General features: G+C 68.3%; 17 protein-coding genes. 1 reads left to right on the top strand and 16 read right to left on the bottom strand.

The genetic code is table 11. The annotated features are described in order from the left end of the window. Positions 1-6: 6 nt before the first annotated feature. Positions 7-663: a hypothetical protein gene (locus tag IG194_RS16580; RefSeq protein WP_058488250.1), complete on the bottom strand. Its 657-nt coding sequence runs from the start codon at positions 661-663 to the stop codon at positions 7-9. Positions 664-762: 99 nt separating this feature from the next. Next, positions 763-1434 carry a hypothetical protein gene (locus IG194_RS16585; RefSeq protein WP_058488251.1) on the bottom strand — a complete coding sequence of 224 codons (672 nt, stop codon included), beginning with the start codon at positions 1432-1434 and terminating at the stop codon, positions 763-765. Positions 1435-1590: 156 nt separating this feature from the next. Here IG194_RS16585 and IG194_RS16590 point away from each other — a divergent pair, with 156 nt between their 5' ends. Further along, the gene (locus tag IG194_RS16590) at positions 1591-1854 is read left to right on the top strand and encodes a DksA/TraR family C4-type zinc finger protein (RefSeq protein WP_043318848.1); all 264 of its coding nucleotides are present in this window, start codon (positions 1591-1593) and stop codon (positions 1852-1854) included. A 6-nt stretch (positions 1855-1860) separates the two neighbouring features. Here IG194_RS16590 and IG194_RS16595 read toward each other — a convergent pair whose 3' ends face one another. The 14 genes from IG194_RS16595 to purD form a co-directional block, all read right to left on the bottom strand. Further along, complete coding sequence (locus tag IG194_RS16595; protein ID WP_058488252.1) at positions 1861-3108, bottom strand: substrate-binding protein; 1248 nt, start codon at positions 3106-3108, stop codon at positions 1861-1863. A 260-nt stretch (positions 3109-3368) separates the two neighbouring features. Further along, a complete protein-coding gene (gene ureC / locus IG194_RS16600; protein ID WP_058488253.1) occupies positions 3369-5069 on the bottom strand; it encodes an urease subunit alpha in 1701 nt (566 codons plus the stop codon). A gap of 205 nt (positions 5070-5274) precedes the next feature. Next, positions 5275-5580 carry an urease subunit beta gene (locus IG194_RS16605; RefSeq protein ID WP_058071133.1) on the bottom strand — a complete coding sequence of 102 codons (306 nt, stop codon included), beginning with the start codon at positions 5578-5580 and terminating at the stop codon, positions 5275-5277. Between the two features lie 156 nt (positions 5581-5736). Continuing rightward, positions 5737-6243 (bottom strand): GNAT family N-acetyltransferase, encoded by a 507-nt coding sequence (locus IG194_RS16610; RefSeq protein WP_009613332.1) that lies wholly within the window; start codon positions 6241-6243, stop codon positions 5737-5739. 43 nt (positions 6244-6286) lie between these two features. Then, the gene (locus tag IG194_RS16615; RefSeq protein ID WP_043268703.1) at positions 6287-6589 is read right to left on the bottom strand and encodes an urease subunit gamma; all 303 of its coding nucleotides are present in this window, start codon (positions 6587-6589) and stop codon (positions 6287-6289) included. 1 nt (position 6590) lies between these two features. Then, positions 6591-7424 carry an urease accessory protein UreD gene (locus IG194_RS16620; protein WP_058488254.1) on the bottom strand — a complete coding sequence of 278 codons (834 nt, stop codon included), beginning with the start codon at positions 7422-7424 and terminating at the stop codon, positions 6591-6593. Positions 7425-7745: 321 nt separating this feature from the next. After that, positions 7746-8444, bottom strand: coding sequence for an urea ABC transporter ATP-binding subunit UrtE (gene urtE / locus IG194_RS16625; protein WP_058488255.1), 699 nt, complete (start codon positions 8442-8444; stop codon positions 7746-7748). Between the two features lie 202 nt (positions 8445-8646). Then, on the bottom strand, positions 8647-9492 hold the full coding sequence (urtD, locus tag IG194_RS16630) for an urea ABC transporter ATP-binding protein UrtD (protein ID WP_141679711.1): 846 nt from the start codon (positions 9490-9492) through the stop codon (positions 8647-8649). Beyond that, on the bottom strand, positions 9489-10568 hold the full coding sequence (urtC, locus tag IG194_RS16635; protein WP_058489700.1) for an urea ABC transporter permease subunit UrtC: 1080 nt from the start codon (positions 10566-10568) through the stop codon (positions 9489-9491). The genes urtD and urtC overlap by 4 nt, the downstream gene beginning before the upstream one ends. Before the next feature lie 121 nt (positions 10569-10689). After that, a complete protein-coding gene (gene urtB, locus IG194_RS16640) occupies positions 10690-12279 on the bottom strand; it encodes an urea ABC transporter permease subunit UrtB (protein ID WP_058488257.1) in 1590 nt (529 codons plus the stop codon). A gap of 200 nt (positions 12280-12479) precedes the next feature. Further along, a complete protein-coding gene (urtA, locus tag IG194_RS16645) occupies positions 12480-13730 on the bottom strand; it encodes an urea ABC transporter substrate-binding protein (RefSeq protein WP_058071126.1) in 1251 nt (416 codons plus the stop codon). 273 nt (positions 13731-14003) lie between these two features. Continuing rightward, positions 14004-14600 carry a MarC family protein gene (locus IG194_RS16650; RefSeq protein WP_009613314.1) on the bottom strand — a complete coding sequence of 199 codons (597 nt, stop codon included), beginning with the start codon at positions 14598-14600 and terminating at the stop codon, positions 14004-14006. Between the two features lie 515 nt (positions 14601-15115). Continuing rightward, a complete protein-coding gene (locus tag IG194_RS16655) occupies positions 15116-17920 on the bottom strand; it encodes a hybrid sensor histidine kinase/response regulator (protein ID WP_058488258.1) in 2805 nt (934 codons plus the stop codon). 147 nt (positions 17921-18067) lie between these two features. Then, on the bottom strand, positions 18068-19357 hold the full coding sequence (gene purD, locus IG194_RS16660; protein ID WP_043268715.1) for a phosphoribosylamine--glycine ligase: 1290 nt from the start codon (positions 19355-19357) through the stop codon (positions 18068-18070). Positions 19358-19405: the final 48 nt, after the last annotated feature.

Below are 19405 nucleotides of genomic sequence, written 5' to 3' on the forward strand. Positions count from 1 at the left end.
GGCCTTTCAGGCTGGCCCGTTCTCGCCGAGCTTCTCCAGCAGGTACTCGACCTGGGCGTTGAACGGGTAGAGCAGGGTGCCGGCCGGGCGCTCGGTCAGCCGCAGGTAGCGCCAGCGGGCGCGCATCGCCTCGCCTTCGACGCTGGCCGGGAGGGCGGCGAACTGCGTCTCGATGGTCTGCTGCAGGTCGGCGATGGCCTCGCGCAGGGTGTCGGTGTCTTCCCCCAGCAGGCGGTGGTTGGCCCGCTTGGCCTGCAGCAGGGCCAGGCGCTGCAGGTTGGCCGCCAGGGTCGCATCCCCCGGCGCTGCGCCGGGCTGGAGGCGGAATTCCTGCAGCAGCGCCGAGACTTCCAGGGCCTGGGCCAGCGCCTCGCGTAGCGCCGGGCCGCTCTGTTCGTAGCCGCTTTCCACCTGCGCCACCGTTTCGCCGTAGAGCGACCAGATGTCCTGCAGCGTCTCGCCGTTGTGCTGTTCGGCGACCTGGCCCTGGAAGGCCTCGTCGAGCCGTTCCAGGCGCTTGAGGAAGCGTTCGTCCCCCGTGGCGCTGTAGAGCAGCAGGTAGCGCTGCGCGGCCTGCAGGGTGGCGTCGAAGTCATCGGCCAGGGCCGCGGTCGGCAGGCTGGCCAGCAGGCTCAGCAGCAGGGAAAGGACGAGGCGGTGCATGGGGCGGCTCCTGGCGATGGAGCCGCCATTCTTGGCGGCCCTCCCGGCGCCGGATATCGGACGATTCCGAAGCTGCGGTAGACCGCCTCCGCGTCCCCGTCAGGCGCCGGCCAGCTTGCCGAGCATGGCCTCGATCTGCGCGTTGAAGGGGTAGAGCAACTGCTGGCCGTTGCGCTGGCTGACCTGCAGGTAGCGCCAGCGCTTGTCCAGTTCGTCGTGCAGGGCCGGGTCGCTCTTCGCCAGGGCGTCGATGTGCTGCTGGATGCGCTCGTCCAGGGCCTTGACGTTCGCCGCCTCGGCCTCGGCGCGCGGGCCGTCGACCTTCTGCAGGTTGGCCAGGCGGGCGGTGAGCAGGGCGCGGCTGCGCAGGTCGTCGGCCAGGCCCGGGGTGGCCAGGGGGTGGGCCTGCAGGTAGGCGTCCAGGGGCTCGGCCAGCTTCAGGCTGCGGGCCATCTCGCCGTTCTGGTCGAGCTTATGGGCGGCGTGCTCGGCCAGCATCTGCTGGCGGCCTTGCTCGTAGCTGGCCCAGAGTGCGTGCAGCGCGGCGGCGTCCTGGCGCTGCCCGAGGGCCGCCTGCAGGTGCTTGCCGGTGGCGTCCAGGCGGTCGAGGAAACGCTCGTCGGCGGTGGCGCTGTACAGCAGCAGGTAGCGGTTGGCGTCGACCAGGTCGGCTTCTACGCCGGGGGCCTCGGCGGCCTGGGCCTGGCTGCCGAGCAGGGCGCAGAGGGCCAGCGGCAGGCAGTGGCGCAGAGGAGACGGGAGGATTCGCATCGGGGAACATCCATGGCGGGAAAGCGCGCTATTGTTCTCGTTGCGCGGCGCCCGGGGAAGGGGCTTTTCAGCGCACCCCGCCGCGTTTTCGCCCTTGCAATCGGCCGCCGGGGCGCCAATATCTGCAATCTGTACAAAGTTTGATCGGAGGTTGCCATGGCCAGTGGTTGGGCGAACGACGGCGCGGTGCAGGAACAGATCGACAGCACCATTGAGGATGCAGTCGCCCGGGCGCGCAGCCAGTTGCCCCGCGGCGAGAGCCTGACGCATTGCGAGGAATGCGATGCGCCCATTCCCGAGGCGCGGCGCAAGGCCGTGCCCGGCGTGCGTCTGTGCGTGAACTGCCAGGCCGCCCACGACGAGCAGGCGGCCTTCGCCGGCTACAACCGGCGCGGCAGCAAGGACAGCCAGCTGCGCTGAGGCGCTTCACTGCAGCAACGGGGGCTTGCCGGCGGCGCGCCTTTCCGCCTTCCACTCGTCGAGGCTGGGCGCGGCCTGGTCGCCGTCGAGCTGGTGGATGATCTCGAAGTAGTCCTGCTTCAGCGGGTCCTTCAGCACCTCGCTGCGCGGCTTCACTTTCACCGCATAGATGCGCTGCACGTTCTGGTGGTCGAACGCGCGCCAGTACTGCTCGCCCTTGAGCAGGGCGTAGCGGTGGCCTTCCAGGGCCCTGATCAGCGCCTCGCTGTCCAGGCTGTTGGCGCGCCGCACGGCGTCCGCCCACTGGTAGACGATGCCGTAGGCCGAGGCGGCGGAGCTGGACGGGTACTTCTGGTAGCGCTTCACGTAGTCGTTGACGAAGGCCTTGCCGCGGGCGCTGTTCTCCAGTTCCGGCACGCGCCAGGTCCAGGGCTCGGTGCCGACCACGCCCTCCATCACGCTCGGCCCGGCCTGCTCGATCACGTTCAGGGTGAGGTTGGGCGCGACTATCTGCATGCGCCTGGTCAGGCCGAGGTCGTGGGCCACCCGCATGGCCCGCTCCAGGTCGCGGCCGAACAGCACCAGGACCAGCACCTGGACGTCGCTGGCGGCCGCCTGGGTGAGGCTGTCGCGGTAGTGCGCAAGGCCGACGGCGGGGAAGGGAATGCGCCGCCCGGGGTGCTGGGCGCCGTCCTGCGTGCCGGTGGCCTGGCGCAGCGAGGCTTCGGTGGTGTGGCCCCAGGTGTAGTCGGAGGTGACGTAGAAGTAGCGGCTGCCCGGGTGCTTCTGCGCCAGGTACTGGCCCAGCACCCGGGCGCTCATCCAGGCGCTGATGCCCTCGCGGAACATGTAGCGGTGGCCGTCCTTGCCGGTGGTGTCGTTGGAGTAGGTGACGGCGCCGAAGTACAGCAGCCCGCGCTCGGCGGCGCGCTTGCCGGCGGCGATGGCCACGGCGCTGGAAGCGCCGCCGAAGAGCATGGCGGCGCCCTCGTCGGCCAGCTTGTCGACGTTGGCCACGGCCTTCTTCGAGCGCGAGGCGCTGTCGTGGCTGGACAGCCGCAGCGAGCGGCCGAGCACGCCGCCGTTGGCGTTGATCTCGTCGATGGCCAGCAGGGCGCCGCGCATCTGGTCGCGGCCTTCGTTCTGGTAGCTGCCGGTGCGGGGGTAGTTGAGGCCCAGGGTGATGGGATCGGCGGCCTGGGCGCAGGCGCACAGGCCCAGCGCCAGGGCCAGGGTGGCGGTCAGTCGTTTCATCGGGAGTCCTTGTTGTTCTGGAGGGACGGGCACAGAGGCCCTGCCAGCGTAGGGGGTGGACTCCGGGGGGAAATGCGAAGCGGTGCCGGTGGAGGAGGTCTTCTGAATTTCCCCGGGGGATTTCAGCCGCCTGTAGGAGCAACTGTCTTGCGCCGAGGTGCTCTTCGTAGGATGGGTTGAGCTTGCGAAACCCATGCGGTTGCGCTGATGGGTATCGCTTCGCTCAACACCATCCTACGAGGGTGTTCCTGGGCGGGTTCTCAGAACAGGAAGTAACGCTGCGCCATGGGCAGCACTTCGGCCGGTTCGCACCACAGCAACTGGCCGTCGGCACGTACCTGGTAGTTCTGCGGGTCCACCTCGATGTGCGGCAGGTAGGCGTTGTGGATCAGGTCGGTCTTCTGCACCGCGCGGCAGCCCTGCACCACGCCGATGGCCTTGTGCAGGCCCAGGCGGGCGTGCAGGCCGGCTTCCCAGGCGGCCTGGCTGAGGAAGGTCAGGCTGGTGGCGTGGCGGCTGCCGCCGAAGCTGGCGAACATCGGCCGGTAGTGCACCGGCTGCGGGGTGGGGATGGAGGCGTTGGCGTCGCCCATCAGGCTGGCGGCGATGGCGCCGCCCTTGAGGATCAGGCTCGGCTTCACGCCGAAGAAGGCCGGGCGCCAGAGCACCAGGTCGGCCAGCTTGCCCACTTCGATGCTACCCACTTCGTGGCTGACGCCATGGGTGATCGCCGGGTTGATGGTGTATTTGGCGATGTAGCGCTTGGCGCGGAAGTTGTCGTTGCGCGCGCCGTCGCCGGGCAGGGCGCCGCGCTGCTTCTTCATCTTGTCGGCGGTCTGCCAGGTGCGCGTGATCACTTCGCCGACGCGGCCCATGGCCTGGCTGTCGGAGCTGATCATGCTGAAGGCGCCGAGGTCGTGGAGGATGTCTTCGGCGGCGATGGTCTCGCGGCGGATGCGCGACTCGGCGAAGGCCACGTCCTCGGCGATGCTCGGGTCCAGGTGGTGGCAGACCATGAGCATGTCCAGGTGTTCGTCGATGGTGTTGCGGGTGAACGGCCGCGTTGGGTTGGTGGAGCTGGGCAGCACGTTGGCGAAGCCGCAGGCGCGGATGATGTCCGGCGCGTGGCCGCCGCCGGCGCCCTCGGTATGGTAGGTGTGGATGGTGCGGCCCTTGAAGGCGGCCAGGGTGGTTTCGACGAAGCCGGATTCGTTGAGGGTGTCGGTGTGGATGGCCACCTGCACGTCGAGGCGGTCGGCCACGCTCAGGCAGTTGTCGATGGCCGCCGGGGTGGTGCCCCAGTCCTCGTGCAGCTTCAGGCCGATGGCGCCGGCGCGCACCTGTTCCTCCAGCGGCAGCGGCAGGCTGGCGTTGCCCTTGCCGGTGAAGCCTATGTTCATCGGGAAGGCGTCGGCGGCCTGGAGCATGCGCGCCAGGTGCCAGGGCCCGGAGGTGCAGGTGGTGGCGTTGGTGCCGGTGGCAGGCCCGGTGCCGCCGCCGATCATGGTGGTGACGCCACTCATCAACGCTTCTTCGATCTGCTGTGGGCAGATGAAGTGGATGTGCGTGTCGATGCCGCCGGCGGTGAGGATCATGCCCTCGCCGGCGATGACTTCGGTACTGGCGCCCAGGGCGATGCTCACGCCGGGCTGGATGTCCGGGTTGCCGGCCTTGCCGATGGCCTTGATGCGCCCGTCCTTCAGGCCCACGTCGGCCTTGACGATGCCCCAGTGGTCGAGGATCAGCGCATTGGTGATGACGGTGTCGACCACCTCGGCCGCCGGCAGCTGGCCCTGGCCCATGCCGTCGCGGATGACCTTGCCGCCGCCGAACTTCACTTCCTCGCCGTAGACGGTGAAGTCCTGCTCCACCTCGATCCACAGCTCGGTGTCGGCCAGGCGCACGCGGTCGCCGACGGTGGGGCCGAACATGTCGGCGTAGGCTTGTCTGCTGATCTTCATTGCGGCTCCTTGGCGGCCAGGGCATTTGGTACTTTTCCTGAGCCTTCGGCACGGGGCTCAACCACGCGCCCTCTCCCTAACCCTCTCCCTGAAGGGAGAGGGGACCGTTCGGTGCAGGATGAAACCTTGGCGTCAGCCGGCACGGACAGCTCCCTCTCCCTTCAGGGAGAGGGCGGGGGAGAGGGTTCTCTTGCTTGCATCAATCTCAAAGCGCGCCCATCACCCGCCCGGCGAAGCCGTAGACGCGACGCTCGCCAGCCAGCTCCACCAACTCCACCTCGCGGCTCTGCCCCGGCTCGAAGCGCACCGCGGTGCCGGCGGGGATGTTCAGGCGCATGCCGCGGGCCGCTTCGCGGTCGAACTGCAGGGCGTCGTTGGTCTCGTAGAAGTGGTAGTGCGAGCCGACCTGGATCGGCCGGTCGCCGCCGTTGGCCACGGTCAGGGCCAGGGTGCGGCGGCCGGCGTTGAGTTCGATCTCGCCGGGCTGGACGTCGTATTCGCCAGGGATCATGGGGTGCTCCTGAGGCCGAACCTGTCGGTGTGGGGTTGACGACTGTTTTTCATGCGCAGCTTCCCTCAATTCGCTGGAGGCTGAAGGCTGGAGGCTGGACGAAAAAGCGACTCCCTCGTTCAGCCTTCAGCCTCCAGCGGCTTTTCTCGTCTTTTGTCAGGGCGTATCCCGCGCATCGAGGATCAGTTGCATGAAGGTCAGGTCGAGCCAGCGGCCGAACTTCTGGCCCACCTGCGGCATCTGCCCGGTGGTGGCGAAGCCCAGGCGTTCGTGCAGGCGGATGGAGGCGGCGTTGCCGCTCTCGATGGCCGCCACCATCACGTGCAGGCCCTGGGCGCGGGCGCGGTCGATCAGCGCTTGCATCAGTTGCGGGCCTACGCCCTTGCCGCGCTGGTCGGCGCGCACGTAGACCGAGTGCTCGACGGTTTCGCGGAAGCCGTCGAAGGCGCGCCAGGGGCCGTAGCTGGCGTAGCCGACCACTTCGCCGGCGTCTTCCGCGACCAGCACCGGGAAGCCCTGCTGGGCGCGCAGTTCCAGCCAGGCGCGGCGGTTGTCGAGGTCGATGGCGACTTCGTTCCAGATCGCGGTGGTGTTGAGCACGGCGTCGTTGTAGATGTCGCGCAGGGCGCCGAGGTCGGCTGGGCTGGCGTCGCGGATCAGCATTGCGGTGTTCCTTCAGGCAGGTTCGTTCGAAAGCGGCCGCTGGTCAGGCGATGGGCTGGTGCACGGTGACCAGCTTGGTGCCGTCGGGGAAGGTGGCTTCCACCTGGATCTCCGGGATCATCTCCGGCACGCCTTCCATCACCTGCTCGCGGCTGAGCAGGGTGGTGCCATAGTGCATCAGCTCGGCCACCGTGCGGCCGTCGCGGGCGCCTTCGAGCAGGGCGGCGGAGATCAGCGCGATGGCTTCCGGGTGGTTCAGCTTGAGGCCGCGGGCCAGGCGCCGTTCGGCCACCAGGCCGGCGGTGAAGATCAGCAGCTTGTCTTTCTCGCGGGGCGTCAAGTCCATCTCAGGTGCTCCAGATTCTGGGGGGAACGGCCTCGCGGCCGAGCAGCGCGGGCCGCAGCGCGCGCCAGAGTTCGATGAGCCAGGCGCGGGCGTGCAGCGCCTCGGCGGCCAGGCAGCGGGCGACCAGCAGCCCGGGTAGCTGGCTGAGGTTGCCGCGGCCCTGGCAGGGTAGCGCGCGGCAGGCTTCCAGCAGCTCGGCGTCGATCTGCCCGCTGGCGATCAGCGTGGCCATGACCGGCTGCCCGGCCAGGCCGATGGGCGAGTCCAGCAGGCGCTCGCCGCCGTCGATGCGCTGGCGTTCGTGCCACAGGCGGCGGCCGTCGCGGCGGATGTCCAGGTTGGCGGCGAAGCGGCCCTGGTCGAAGCGCTCGCCGGCGGCGGGGCGGCCCAGGGCGACCACGTCCCAGTAGAACAGGCGGGCGTCGCCCTGCAGGTCGATGTCGGTGTGCAGCTCGGCCCGGGCGCCGGAGAAGACGATGGTTTCCTGGGGCAGCCATTCCAGGGTGGCGCCGGCCTCGACGCGGATGCGCAGGCGCTGGCTGGCCGGCGTGGCGGCACGGTACCACTTGGCCGCGCCGGGGCTGGTGAGCTGGGCCCAGGCATCGGGGCCGGCGTGGATGTCGAGGGCGAGGGTGTCGCCGCCGGCGATGCCGCCGGGCGGGTGCACCACGATGTGCTGGCAGACCTGCGGGCCCTCGGCGTACAGGTGCTTCTGCACCCGCAGCGGCCCCAGGTGGCGCCGCGTGACCGGCCGCGTGCCGTCGCCGACGCGGGCATAGGCCAGCTCCAGCTCGGCGTGCCAGGCGGGGTGGAAGAGGGCGGCGGGTGCGTTCATGGGGCGTGTTCTGCTGGGGTTGCCCTGGGTAGAGCAATTGGCGTGCCTTCTGCGCCAGGATAGTGCGTGGGCCTGGCAAGCCTGGGCGGCAGCGGGGGATGGGGTTGTCCGAGTGGTCAGCTATGGGCGCGATTGCGGTGCGTTGGCACGCGCCATGCACCATCATGGGGCGTAGGGCGAATAACCGTTCGCGGTTATCCGCCGCTACACCAATCTCCCTGGCCGTTCCGAAGTCGGCCTGGGTGGTGCCCAGGTCGACACCGAGCGGCCTGGGGCCAAGGTCAAACGGCGGATAACGCCGGAGGCGTTATACGCCCTACGTCAGATGGCCACCAATCCGCGTACCCCTTCGCTTTCCATGTCCGCGCCGCGGCCCTGCTGGACGATCTCGCCGCGGGCCATCACCAGGTACTGGTCGGCCAGTTCGGCGGCGAAGTCGTAGAACTGTTCCACCAGCAGGATGGCCATGTCGCCGCGCTCGGCGAGCTTGCGGATCACCGCGCCGATCTCCTTGATCACCGAGGGCTGGATGCCTTCGGTGGGCTCGTCGAGGATCAGCAGGCGCGGGCGGCTGGCCAGGGCGCGGCCGATGGCCAGCTGTTGCTGCTGGCCGCCTGAGAGGTCGCCGCCGCGGCGTTGCTTCATCTCGCGCAGCACCGGGAAGAGTTCGTAGATGAATGCCGGCACCTGCTTCGCCTCCCTGGCGCCGAAGCGGGACAGGCCCATCAGCAGGTTCTCCTCCACGCTCAGCCGCGGAAAGATCTCGCGGCCCTGGGGCACGTAGGCGATGCCGGCGCGCACCCGCTGGTGCGGCTTGAAGCCGGTGATGGCCTTGCCCTCCCAGGTGACGCTGCCCTCGCGCGCCGGCACCAGGCCCATCAGGCAGCGCAGCAGGGTGGTCTTGCCCACGCCATTGCGCCCGAGCAGGCAGGTGACCTCGCCGATCTTCGCGTCGAACGACAGGCCGCGGAGGATGTGGCTGCCGCCGTAGAACTGATGCAGATTTTCAACATTGAGCATGCTTTGAATCCTTTGAAAAGCCGCTGAAGGCCCGAGGCTGAAGGCTGAACGAAAAAGCGACTCCCTCGTCCAGCCTCCAGCGATTTTCTCGGCTCTTATCGGTTTTAAAAGCCGCTGGAGGCTTAAGGTTGGAGGCTGAACGAGGAAGCACCGGCTCTTTCGTCCAGCCTCCAGCGCTTTTTATCGGCTCTTATCGACTCTTTTATCGTCCTAAATAAACCTCGATCACCTGTTCGTTCGCCTGCACTTCCTCCAGCGAGCCCTCGGCCAGCACGTGGCCCTGGTGCAGCACGCTGACGTGGTCGGCGATGCTGCCGACGAAGCCCATGTCGTGCTCCACCACCATCAGCGAATGCTGGCCGGCGAGGGACTTGAAGAGTTCGGCGGTGAACTCGGTCTCGGCGTCGGTCATGCCCGCCACCGGTTCGTCGAGCAGCAGCAGTTGCGGCTCCTGCACCAGCAGCATGCCGATCTCCAGGAACTGCTTCTGGCCGTGGGAGAGCAGGCCGGCCGGGCGGTTGCGCGATTCGCGCAGGCGGATGGTGGCCAGCACTTCCTCGATGCGGTCCTTCTGCTCGCCGGAAAGCTTCGCCCGCAGGCTGGCCCACACCGACTTGTCGGCCTTCTGCGCCAGCTCCAGGTTCTCGAACACCGAGAGCGCCTCGAACACCGTGGGCTTCTGGAACTTGCGGCCGATGCCGGCCTGGGCGATTTCCACCTCGCTCATGCGCTGCAGGTCGTAGGTCTCGCCGAAGTACGCCTTGCCGCTGTCGGGGCGGGTCTTGCCGGTGATCACGTCCATCAGCGTGGTCTTGCCCGCGCCGTTGGGGCCGATGATGCAGCGCAGCTCGCCCACGCCGATGTACAGCGTCAGGTCGCGCAGGGCGCGGAAGCCGTCGAAGCTGACGTTGATGTCTTCCAGGGTGAGGATGGTGCCGTGGCGCACGTCCAGGCCTTCGCTCGCGCTGGCGCCCAGGCCGACGGCGTCGCGGCCCGTGCCGCTGGGGTCGAAGGCCGGTTCCAGCATCAGGTGGGGGACGGCTCTCATTGCGCTTTCTCCCGCTTGATCAGCCCGAGGATGCCCCGCGGCAGGTACAGGGTGACGACGATGAACAGGGCGCCGAGGAAGAACAGCCAGTACTCCGGGAAGGCCACGGTGAACCAGCTCTTGGCGCCGTTCACCACGCCGGCGCCGAGCAGCGGGCCGAGCAGCGTGCCGCGCCCGCCCAGGGCCACCCACACGGCGGCCTCGATGGAGTTGGTCGGCGACATCTCGCTGGGGTTGACGATGCCCACCAGCGGCACGAACAGGGCGCCGGCCAGGCCGCAGAGCACCGCGCTCAGGGTCCAGACGAACAGCTTGTAGCCGCGCGGGTCGTAGCCGCAGAACATCAGGCGGTTCTCGGCGTCGCGCAGGGCGGTGAGCACCCGGCCGAACTTGCTCCGCGCCAGAGCGAAGCCCAGCGCCAGGCTGGCGGCCAGCAGCAGGACGATGGCCAGGAACAGCGCGGCGCGGGTGCCCGGCGCGGTGATCGAAAAGCCCAGGATGCTGTGGAAGTTGGTGAAGCCGTTGTTGCCGCCGAAACCGGTCTCGTTGCGGAAGAACAGCAGCATGCCGGCGAAGGTCAGGGCCTGGGTCATGATCGAGAAGTACACGCCCTTGATCCGCGAGCGGAAGGCGAAGAAGCCGAACACGAAGGCCAGCAGCCCCGGCGCCAGCACCACCAGGCACAAGGCCCAGAGGAAGTGCTGGGTGCCGGCCCAGTACCAGGGCAGCTCGTTCCACGACAGGAAGGTCATGAACGCCGGCAGGCCGTCGCCGGCGGCCTCGCGCATCAGGTACATGCCCATGGCGTAGCCGCCCAGGGCGAAGAACAGGCCGTGGCCGAGGGACAGCAGGCCGGCATAGCCCCAGACCAGGTCCAGGGCCAGGGCGACTATGGCGTAGCAGAGGATCTTGCCGGTCAGCGTCAGGCCGTAGGCCGACAGGTGCAGGGCGCTGGTCTCGGGCAGCAGGTGCAGCAGCGGCAGGATCAGCAGTGCGACGAGGGCGGAGACGACGATGCCGGCGGTGAGTTTCGGGCCGGCCTTCTGCGCGGCCGTCACGGTGAGTGGTTGGTTCACGGGCAAATCTCCCCCGATTCCTGTAGGAGCGAGCTTGCTCGCGAACGGATTCGCTGCTGGGGCTGTTCGCGAGCAAGCTCGCTCCTACGAAGAGCAACTGGTTCGGGCATTGGCGTTTTCATCAATCGATGACCCTCCCTTTCAGGGCGAACAGCCCCTGCGGGCGTTTCTGGATGAACAGGATGATCAGCGCCAGGATCAGGATCTTGCCCAGCACCGCGCCGATCTGCGGTTCGAGGATCTTGTTCGCCACGCCCAGGCCGAAGGCCGCGCAGACGCTGCCGGCCAACTGGCCAACGCCGCCGAGCACCACCACCAGGAAGGAGTCGATGATGTAGCTCTGGCCCAGGTCCGGGCCGACGTTGCCGACCTGCGACAGGGCCACCCCGCCGAGCCCGGCGATGCCCGAGCCGAGGCCGAAGGCGAGCATGTCCACGCGCCCGGTGGGCACGCCGCAGCAGGCCGCCATGTTGCGGTTCTGCGTCACCGCGCGGACGTTCAGGCCCAGCCGCGTGCGGTTGAGCAGCAGCCAGGTTAGCGCCAGCACGAACAGGGCGAAGCCGATGATGACGATGCGGTTCCACGGCAGCACCAGGTTCGGCAGCAGCTGGACGCCGCCGGAGAGCCAGGCCGGGTTGGCCACCTCGACGTTCTGCGCGCCGAACAGCACGCGCACCAGCTGGATCAGCACCAGGCTGATGCCCCAGGTGGCCAGCAGGGTTTCCAGGGGGCGGCCGTAGAGGTGGCGGATCACCGTGCGCTCCAGGGCCATACCGATGGCCGCGGTGACGCCGAAGGCCACCGGCAGCGCCAGCAGCGGGTAGTACTCCAGCAGGCCGGGGGCGAAGCGTTGCAGCAGCGACTGCACCACGTAGGTGGAGTAGGCGCCGAGCATCAGCATCTCGCCATGGGCCATGTTGATGACGCCGAGCAGGCCGTAGGTGATGGCCAGGCCCAGGGCCGCCAGCAGCAGGATGGAGCCCAGCGACAGGCCGCTGAAGGCCTGGCCGAGCAGGTCGCCGACCATGAGCCGGCGCTTGACCTGGGCCAGGCTGGTGGCGGCGGCGGTGCGCACCTGTTCGTCGGCCTCCACGGCCGGGTCGAGCAGGTTCTGCAGGCGGGTGAGGGCCAGCGGGTCGCCGGAGTCGCCGAGCAGGCGCACGGCGGCCAGGCGTACCTGCGGGTCGGTGTCGGCCAGTTGCAGGTTGGCCAGGGCTAGCTGCAGGGCGGCTTTCACCTTGTCGTCGGTTTCCGCACCGGTGCGCTGGGCGAGCAGTTCGCGCTGCGCGGGCTTGGCGGTCTTCTGCAACTGGCGCGCGGCTTCCAGGCGCAGCGTCGGGTCCTTCGCCACCAACTGGTGGCTGGCCAGGGCGGTGTTGAGCAGGCCGCGCAGGCGGTTGTTCAGGCGCAGCTTGTCGGGCTCGCCGGCGGGCGGGGCGTCGCCTTCGGCGGCGCGGTAGTGCTTGTCGTCGCCGAGGAGGAAGGCATGGTTCTGCGCGTCGACGGCGAAGCGGCCGGCCTGGAGCGCTTCGAGCAGCGGCAGGCGCTCGGCCTCGGGTGCGGCGGCCCAGTGTTCGAGCAGCGTGGCGCGGCCGGCGTTGTCGGCGGCGGCGAAGTCCTGCGCCGGGCCGGCTTGCGCGGGCAGGGCGAGGAGGGTGGCCAGCGCGAGGGCGCAGGTTTGGATGAGACGGATAAGGGCGGGTGGGGGCATGGGTTTTTTCGTTGGTTGGAGGCTGGAAGCTGGAAGCTGGAAGCTGGAAGCTAGAAGCTAGAAGCTAGAAGCTAGAAGCTAGAAGCTAGAAGCTAGAAGCTAGAAGCTAGAAGCTAGAAGCTAGAAGCTAGAAGCTAGAAGCTAGAAGCGAGACCGCGTCGCTTTTGGCTTTCAGCTTCCAGCTTCCAGCTTTTTTCAACTCAGTCCGGCTTCTTGTCGTTGCCCGGGATGAACGGGCTCCAGGGCTGGGCGCGGATCGGCTCGGGGGTTTTCCAGACCACGTTGAACTGCCCGTCGTCCTGGATCTCGCCGATCATCACCGGCTTGTGCAGGTGGTGGTTGGTCTTGTCCATGGTCAGGGTGAAGCCCGAGGGCGCCTTGAAGGTCTGCCCGCCCATGGCTTCGCGGACCTTGCCGACGTCGGTGCTGCCGGCCTTCTCCACGGCCTGGGCCCACATGTGGATGCCGACGTAGGTGGCTTCCATCGGGTCGTTGGTCACGGCGGTGGAATAGTTCGGCAGGTTCTTCGCCTTGGCGTAGGCCTTCCAGTCGGCGACGAACTTCTCGTTCTGCGGGTTCTTCACCGACTCGAAGTAGTTCCAGGCCGCGAGGTTGCCCACCAGCGGCTTGGTGTCGATGCCGCGCAGTTCTTCCTCGCCCACCGAGAAGGCCACCACCGGCACTTCGGTGGCTTCCAGGCCCTGGTTGGCCAGTTCCTTGTAGAAGGGCACGTTGGAGTCGCCGTTGACGGTGGAGATCACCGCGGTCTTGCCGCCGGCGGAGAACTTCTTGATGTCGGCGACGATGGTCTGGTAGTCGCTGTGGCCGAACGGCGTGTAGACCTCCTGGATGTCCTTGTCGGCCACGCCCTTGCTGTGCAGGAAGGCGCGCAGGATCTTGTTGGTGGTGCGCGGGTAGACGTAGTCGGTGCCGAGCAGGAAGAAGCGCTTGGCCGCGCCGCCGTCCTCGCTCATCAGGTATTCCACCGCGGGGATGGCCTGCTGGTTCGGCGCGGCGCCGGTGTAGAAGACGTTGGGCGACATTTCCTCGCCCTCGTACTGCACCGGGTAGAACAGCAGGCCGTTGAGTTCCTCGAACACCGGCAGCACGGATTTGCGCGAGACGCTGGTCCAGCAGCCGAAGACCACCGCGACCTTGTCCTGGGTCAGCAGCTGGCGGGCCTTCTCGGCGAACAGCGGCCAGTTTGAGGCCGGGTCGACCACCACCGGTTCCAGCTTCTTGCCGTTCACCCCGCCCTTGGCGTTGATTTCGTCGATGGTCATCAGCGCCATGTCCTTGAGCGAGGTCTCGGAGATGGCCATGGTGCCGGACAGCGAATGCAGGATGCCGACCTTGATGGTCTCGGCGGCCTGGGAGCCGAAGGGGAACAGGCCGGTGAGCAGCAGCGCGCTCACCGCCAGGGTGCTTTTCAACAGGGGACGACGTTTCATCGCGGCAGCCTCCTTGGCTTCCAGTACCTGGGAGGGTGCCGCGCGGATTCTGGGCCGTCGCCTGTGCAGCCTCCCGAAGTGGGTAGGGGACCCCTGCGGGTCGGGAGGTCTATCGCAGCATCCGTGCCAAGCAGCGCAAAGCCCTGTGCCAGAAGGCCTGCGCGGGATTTTCTGCCGTTTCGGCCAGGCTTTTCGCGGCGCCATTCTGGTGCGCCGAGGGGGCGCACGGACGATTCGCCCCCAATTGGGGCGCGCCGCTGTGTGACGCCGGTCTCAGGGCGCGGGCAGGAAGTAGCCGCGCACGCCGGTCATGATGATCTGCGCGGCCAGGGCGCAGACGAACAGGCCCATCAGCCGGCTGACGATCTGCAGGCCCTGCTCGCCGAGGATGCGTTCGATGCGGTCGGACAGGAAGAGGGTGACGCCGAGGGTGAGGCAGGCGAGGACGATCGCCAGCAGCGCCAGCAGCTTGTCCTCCCAGTGCTGGCCGACGCCCATCACCAGCAGCGCGCCTATGGTGCCGGGGCCGACGGTGATGGGGATGGTCAGCGGGACGATGGTGACGTCCTGCTGCACGTTGTCGCTCTGCACCGCCGAGCGCCCCTGGGCCATGCCCAGGGCGGAGATGAACAGCACGCTGCCGGCGCCGATGCGGAAGGCGTCGGCGGTGATGCCGAAGAGGGTGAAGATGTAGCGCCCGAACAGGTACAGCAGCACGCTGGCGACCAGCGCCGCCAGGGCCACGCGCCAGGCCATGTGCTTGCGATCGCGCGGGGCGAAGCCGCGGCTGAGGCTGATGAAGCAGGAAAGCACGAAGAAGGGGCTGTAGAGCACCAGCATCTTCAGGTACACGCTGAACAGCACATGCATGGGGGGATCTCGTCCGGGTGAGATGGCTCTGCTGGGGCTGAAGCATAGCGGGCGGGGTGGGCGGCGGTCATTGCCTGGGGGCGGGTTTTGGTGGGGGTTTTATTGTAGGAGCGAGCTTGCTCGCGAAGGGGGTTTACCGGTGGCTACGGTGTTTCGGGTTGACCTCGCCCCTCTCCCTAACCCTCTCCCTGAAGGGAGAGGGGACCGTTGGGCAGAGCCGGGCGTTCTGGCGTTAGCCGGCAACGCCGAAGGTTTCCGGCTGAAACCATCACTTCTCTCGGCACGGACAAGCTCCCTCTCCCTTCAGGGAGAGGGCTGGGGAGAGGGAAAGGCGGCAAGCCAATACACCGAAGTCGCCGGTAAACCCCCTTCGCGAGCAAGCTCGCTCCTACACCCTCCGGCAGACACAACGCCCGTAGGATGCGGTTGAGCGAAGCGATACCCATCACCGCAATCGCATGAGTTTCGCAAGCTCAACCCATCCTACGAAAAGCACCTCGGGGCAGTGATGGACGTCAGGACGGCAGCGCCGCGTCGCTCTGCTGGCGCAGGCGGCGTTCGCGTTCGGCTACCCAGTAGGCCACCAGCTCGCGCAGTTGCGACAGTTCCACCGGCTTGGCCATGTGCCCGTCCATGCCGACCAGGCGGGCGCGTTCCTTGTGTTCGCTGAGGATGTGCGCGGTGAGCGCCACCACCGGGGTGTGCGGGCGGTGTTCGCTGGCTTCCCAGGCGCGCAGGCGCTCGGTGGCGGAGAAGCCGTCGAGCACCGGCATCTCGCAGTCCATCAGCACCAGGTCGTACTGGGTGGCCTTCATCGCGGCCAGGGCTTCCTCGCCGTTGCTGGCGGTGTCCGGCTGCAGGTCGAGCTTGCCGAGCATGCCGCGGATGACCTTGGTGGAGATGCTGTTGTCCTCGGCCACCAGCACGCGGAAGTCGCTGGGCGGGCTCAGCGGCGCAGGTTCGGCGGCCGCCGGCAGGTAGTTGGTCACGCCGCTGGGGCCGCGCTGGGCCAGTTCGTCGGCGAGGGTGGCCTTGAGCGTGTAGCCGGCCACCGGCTTGGCCAGGATGCGCTTGATCCCGGCGTTGCGGGCGATGATCTTGCTCGGCGCGTTGCTGATGCCGGTGAGCATGATCAGCAGGATGTCGTGGTTGAGGTTGGGGTCTTCCTGGATCTTGGTCGCCAACTGCATACCGGTCATGCCGGGCATGTCCTGGTCGAGCAGGACCACGTCGAAGTATTCGCGCAGGTGCGCCTTGGTACGCAGCAGGGCCAGGGCTTCCTTGCCGGAAGCCACGGCGCTGACGTTCATGCCCCAGACGCTGCACTGCTGCACCACCACCTTGCGGCAGGTCTGGTTGTCGTCCACCACCAGCAGGCGCGCGCCCTGCAGCGGGCTGTCGAGGTCGGCGGTGGGGTGTTCGAGCATGTCCTGGTCCAGCGGCAGGCTCAGCCACAGGGTGTTGCCGCTGTCGCCGCCGCTGTCCAGGCCGCTTTCGATGCCCAGCTGGCCGGACATCAGCTGGATCAGCTGGCGCGCGATCACCAGGCCCAGGCGGCTGCTCAGGCGGGTGGCGGAGAGGAAGTCGCGGCTGTGCAGCTCGGCGGTGAGCAGGGCCTGGCGGTCGTTGGGGTCCAGCGGGCGGCCGCTGTCCTGCACGGCGATGCGCAGGCGCGTCTTGCCCGGCGGGCCGTCGAGGGCTACCACCAGGAGGATCTCGCCTTCCTCGGTCTGCTTGAAGGCGTTGTCCAGCAGGCTCAGCAGCACCTGGCGCAGGCGCGTCGGGTCGCCGCTGATCACCCGTGGCACCTGCGGCTGGGTGAAGCTGATCAGCTCGATCTTCTGCTGCTCGGCGCGCACCCGGAAGATCGCCAGGCAGTCCTCGATCAGCGCGCCCAGGTCGAACTGCACCTCGTCCAGCTCGATCTGCCCGGACTCCAGCTTGGAGATGTCGAGGATTTCGTTGATCAGCGCCAGCAGCTCGTTGCCGGCGCTGTGGATGGTCTGCACGTAGTCGCGCTGCTTGGCCGACAGCGGCGTGCCGAGCAGCAGCTCGGTCATGCCCAGCACGCCGTTCATGGGGGTGCGGATTTCGTGGCTGATCTTCGCCAGGAACTCGCCCTTGGCCTTGAGCTCGGCGCTGCTGGCGGCGCGCTTGCGGCTGGCGTCGAAGCTCTCCTGCTGCAGTTGGCGCTGGCGCTCGGCCAGGGCCAGGCTGAGCAGGAAGCCGGCCGCCGCGGTCAGCCCCAGCAGCGCGCTGCCGAGCCAGTCGCTGCGCGTGGGCACGTAGCCGAGCAGGGCCGGCAGGCTCAGCAGCCAGGCGCTGACGAACACGCCCATGGCGATGACGAACAGCCGGGCCGGGCGGTAGCCGTGGCGCATGTAGTAGGCGGCGATGAGGAACATGCCCAGGCTGGTGATCGCCACCAGGCCGTAGAGCAGCTCGCCGGTGGGGATGTCCAGGGCCAGGTGCAGCAGCGCGCCGAGGCCCAGCAGGCCGAGGCTGCCCAGGGCCAGCAGGCGGCCCAGGGGGCGGCGTGGCGACTGGCCGTGGAAGAAACTGGCGGTGTAGCCCAGGGCGCAGAACAGCACCAGCAGCAGGGCCAGCTGGGCGGTCAGCGGCTGCCAGGTCTGGTGCGTGCCGTACCAGGGGCTGAGCAGGCCGAACAGCGTCAGGCAGGCCAGCAGCAGCCCGGCGTGCACCCCGGCCAGCCACAGGCCGCTGAGCACGCGGTTGTAGGCGAAGCGCACCAGGTTGTAGAGCAGCAGCATGCCCAGGCAGCCGAGGAGGATGCCGAACTGCAGCGGGCGCTGCTGGCCGGCGGGGTACTCGGCGCTTTCCAGGCTGATGGTGGGGCGCAGGCTCTGGCTGGAGCTCAGGCGCAGGTAGAGGTCGAGGACTTCGGGGCTGCTGCGCAGCGGCAGCAGGATGTCGCTGTTGAGCAGCGGGCGCTGGCCGGGGTAGAGGTTGCCGGCCTGGCGCTCTTCCAGCAGCTGCGAGCCGTGCAGCAGGTAGAGCTGCAGGCTGTCCAGGCTCGGCGAGAACAGGCGCAGCTGGCGCGGCGCGTCGCTGGCCGGCAGGCGGTAGTGCAGCCAGATGGCGCCGGGGCCGGCGGGGGCGTGCAGGTCTTCGATGTCGAGGGGGCTGAACAGCGGGCGCAGGCGTGCGGAGAGGACGTCCTGCAACTGCAGGCGGCCTTCGCCGTCGTGCAACTGCGACCAGCCGTCGGCATCCTGCGCCTGGACGAGGCCCGGGCCTACGAGCAGGGCCGTCAGCAGCAGGCAGACCAGAAGTCCTGTGGCGTTCCAGAGCCGGCGCACGGCGAATTCCCTTCGGTGGAGAGTGGCCGGATTATAGCCAAGTGCCGACGGCCCCGAAATCCACCCGGGCCCGCACGTGGCCGCCTGCCGACCGCAGGTCGGAAAAACGGGCGCAAAGGCGGCTCAGCCCCTGCGCCCGCCGGCCTTTCAGCCTTCGCCGCGTTCGCGGGCGATGGCGCGGTAGCCGATGTCCTTGCGGTAGAAGCAGCCGTTCCAGCGGATCTGCTCCGCCAGGCGATAGGCCTGCTGCTGCGCCGAGGACACGCTCGGGCCGATGGCGGTGGCGCAGAGCACGCGGCCGCCGGAGGTGACCACCTGGCCGTCCTTCAGCGCGGTGCCGGCATGGAACACCTTGCCGTCGAGCTTGGCGGCTTCGGCCAGGCCTTCGATGACGTCGCCCTTGGCGTAGTCGCCCGGGTAGCCGCCGGCGGCCAGCACCACGCCCACGGTGGGGCGCGGGTCCCAGGTGGCCTCGACCTTGTCCAGCGCCTTGGCCAGGGCGGCCTCGACCAGCAGGACCAGGGAGGACTCCAGGCGGACCATGATCGGCTGCGTCTCGGGGTCGCCGAAGCGGCAGTTGAACTCGATGACCTTGGGCGCGCCGCTCTTGTCGATCATCAGGCCGGCGTAGAGGAAGCCGGTGTAGACGTTGCCTTCCTCGGCCATGCCGCGCACGGTCGGGTAGATGACTTCGTCCATCACCCGCTGGTGCACCTCGGGGGTGACCACCGGGGCCGGCGAGTAGGCGCCCATGCCGCCGGTGTTGGGGCCAGTGTCGGCGTCGCCGACGCGCTTGTGGTCTTGGCTGGTGGCCATGGGCAGCACGTTCTGGCCGTCGACCATGACGATGAAGCTGGCTTCCTCGCCGTCGAGGAATTCCTCGATCACCACGCGCGAACCGGCGTCGCCGAAGGCGTTGCCGGCGAGCATGTCGCGCACGGCTTCCTCGGCTTCTTCCAGGGTCATGGCGACGATCACGCCCTTGCCCGCGGCCAGGCCGTCGGCCTTGATCACGATGGGCGCGCCTTTCTCCTTCAGGTAGGCCAGGGCCGGCTCGACTTCGGTGAAGTTCTGGTAGTCGGCGGTGGGGATCTTGTGGCGGGCCAGGAAGTCCTTGGTGAAGGCCTTGGAGCCTTCCAGCTGGGCCGCGCCCTTGGTCGGGCCGAAGATGTCCAGGCCGCGCGAACGGAACAGGTCGACCACGCCGGCGACCAGCGGTGCTTCGGGGCCGACGATGGTCAGTTGCACGTTCTTCGCGGCGAAGTCGGCCAGTTGCTCCAGGGCCAGCACGTCGATGGCGACGTTCTCGCACTTGGGCTCGGTGGCGGTGCCGGCGTTGCCCGGGGCGACGAAGACCTTCGCCACGCGCGGGTCCTGGGCGACCTTCCAGGCCAGGGCGTGTTCGCGACCGCCGCTGCCGATGATCAGTACATTCATATTCGATAGCTCTCGTCTGAGAGCTGGAAGCTGGAAGCTGGAAGCTGG

It is taken from the genome of Pseudomonas sp. ADPe (genome assembly GCF_014843515.1).
Classification (GTDB): domain Bacteria; phylum Pseudomonadota; class Gammaproteobacteria; order Pseudomonadales; family Pseudomonadaceae; genus Pseudomonas; species Pseudomonas citronellolis.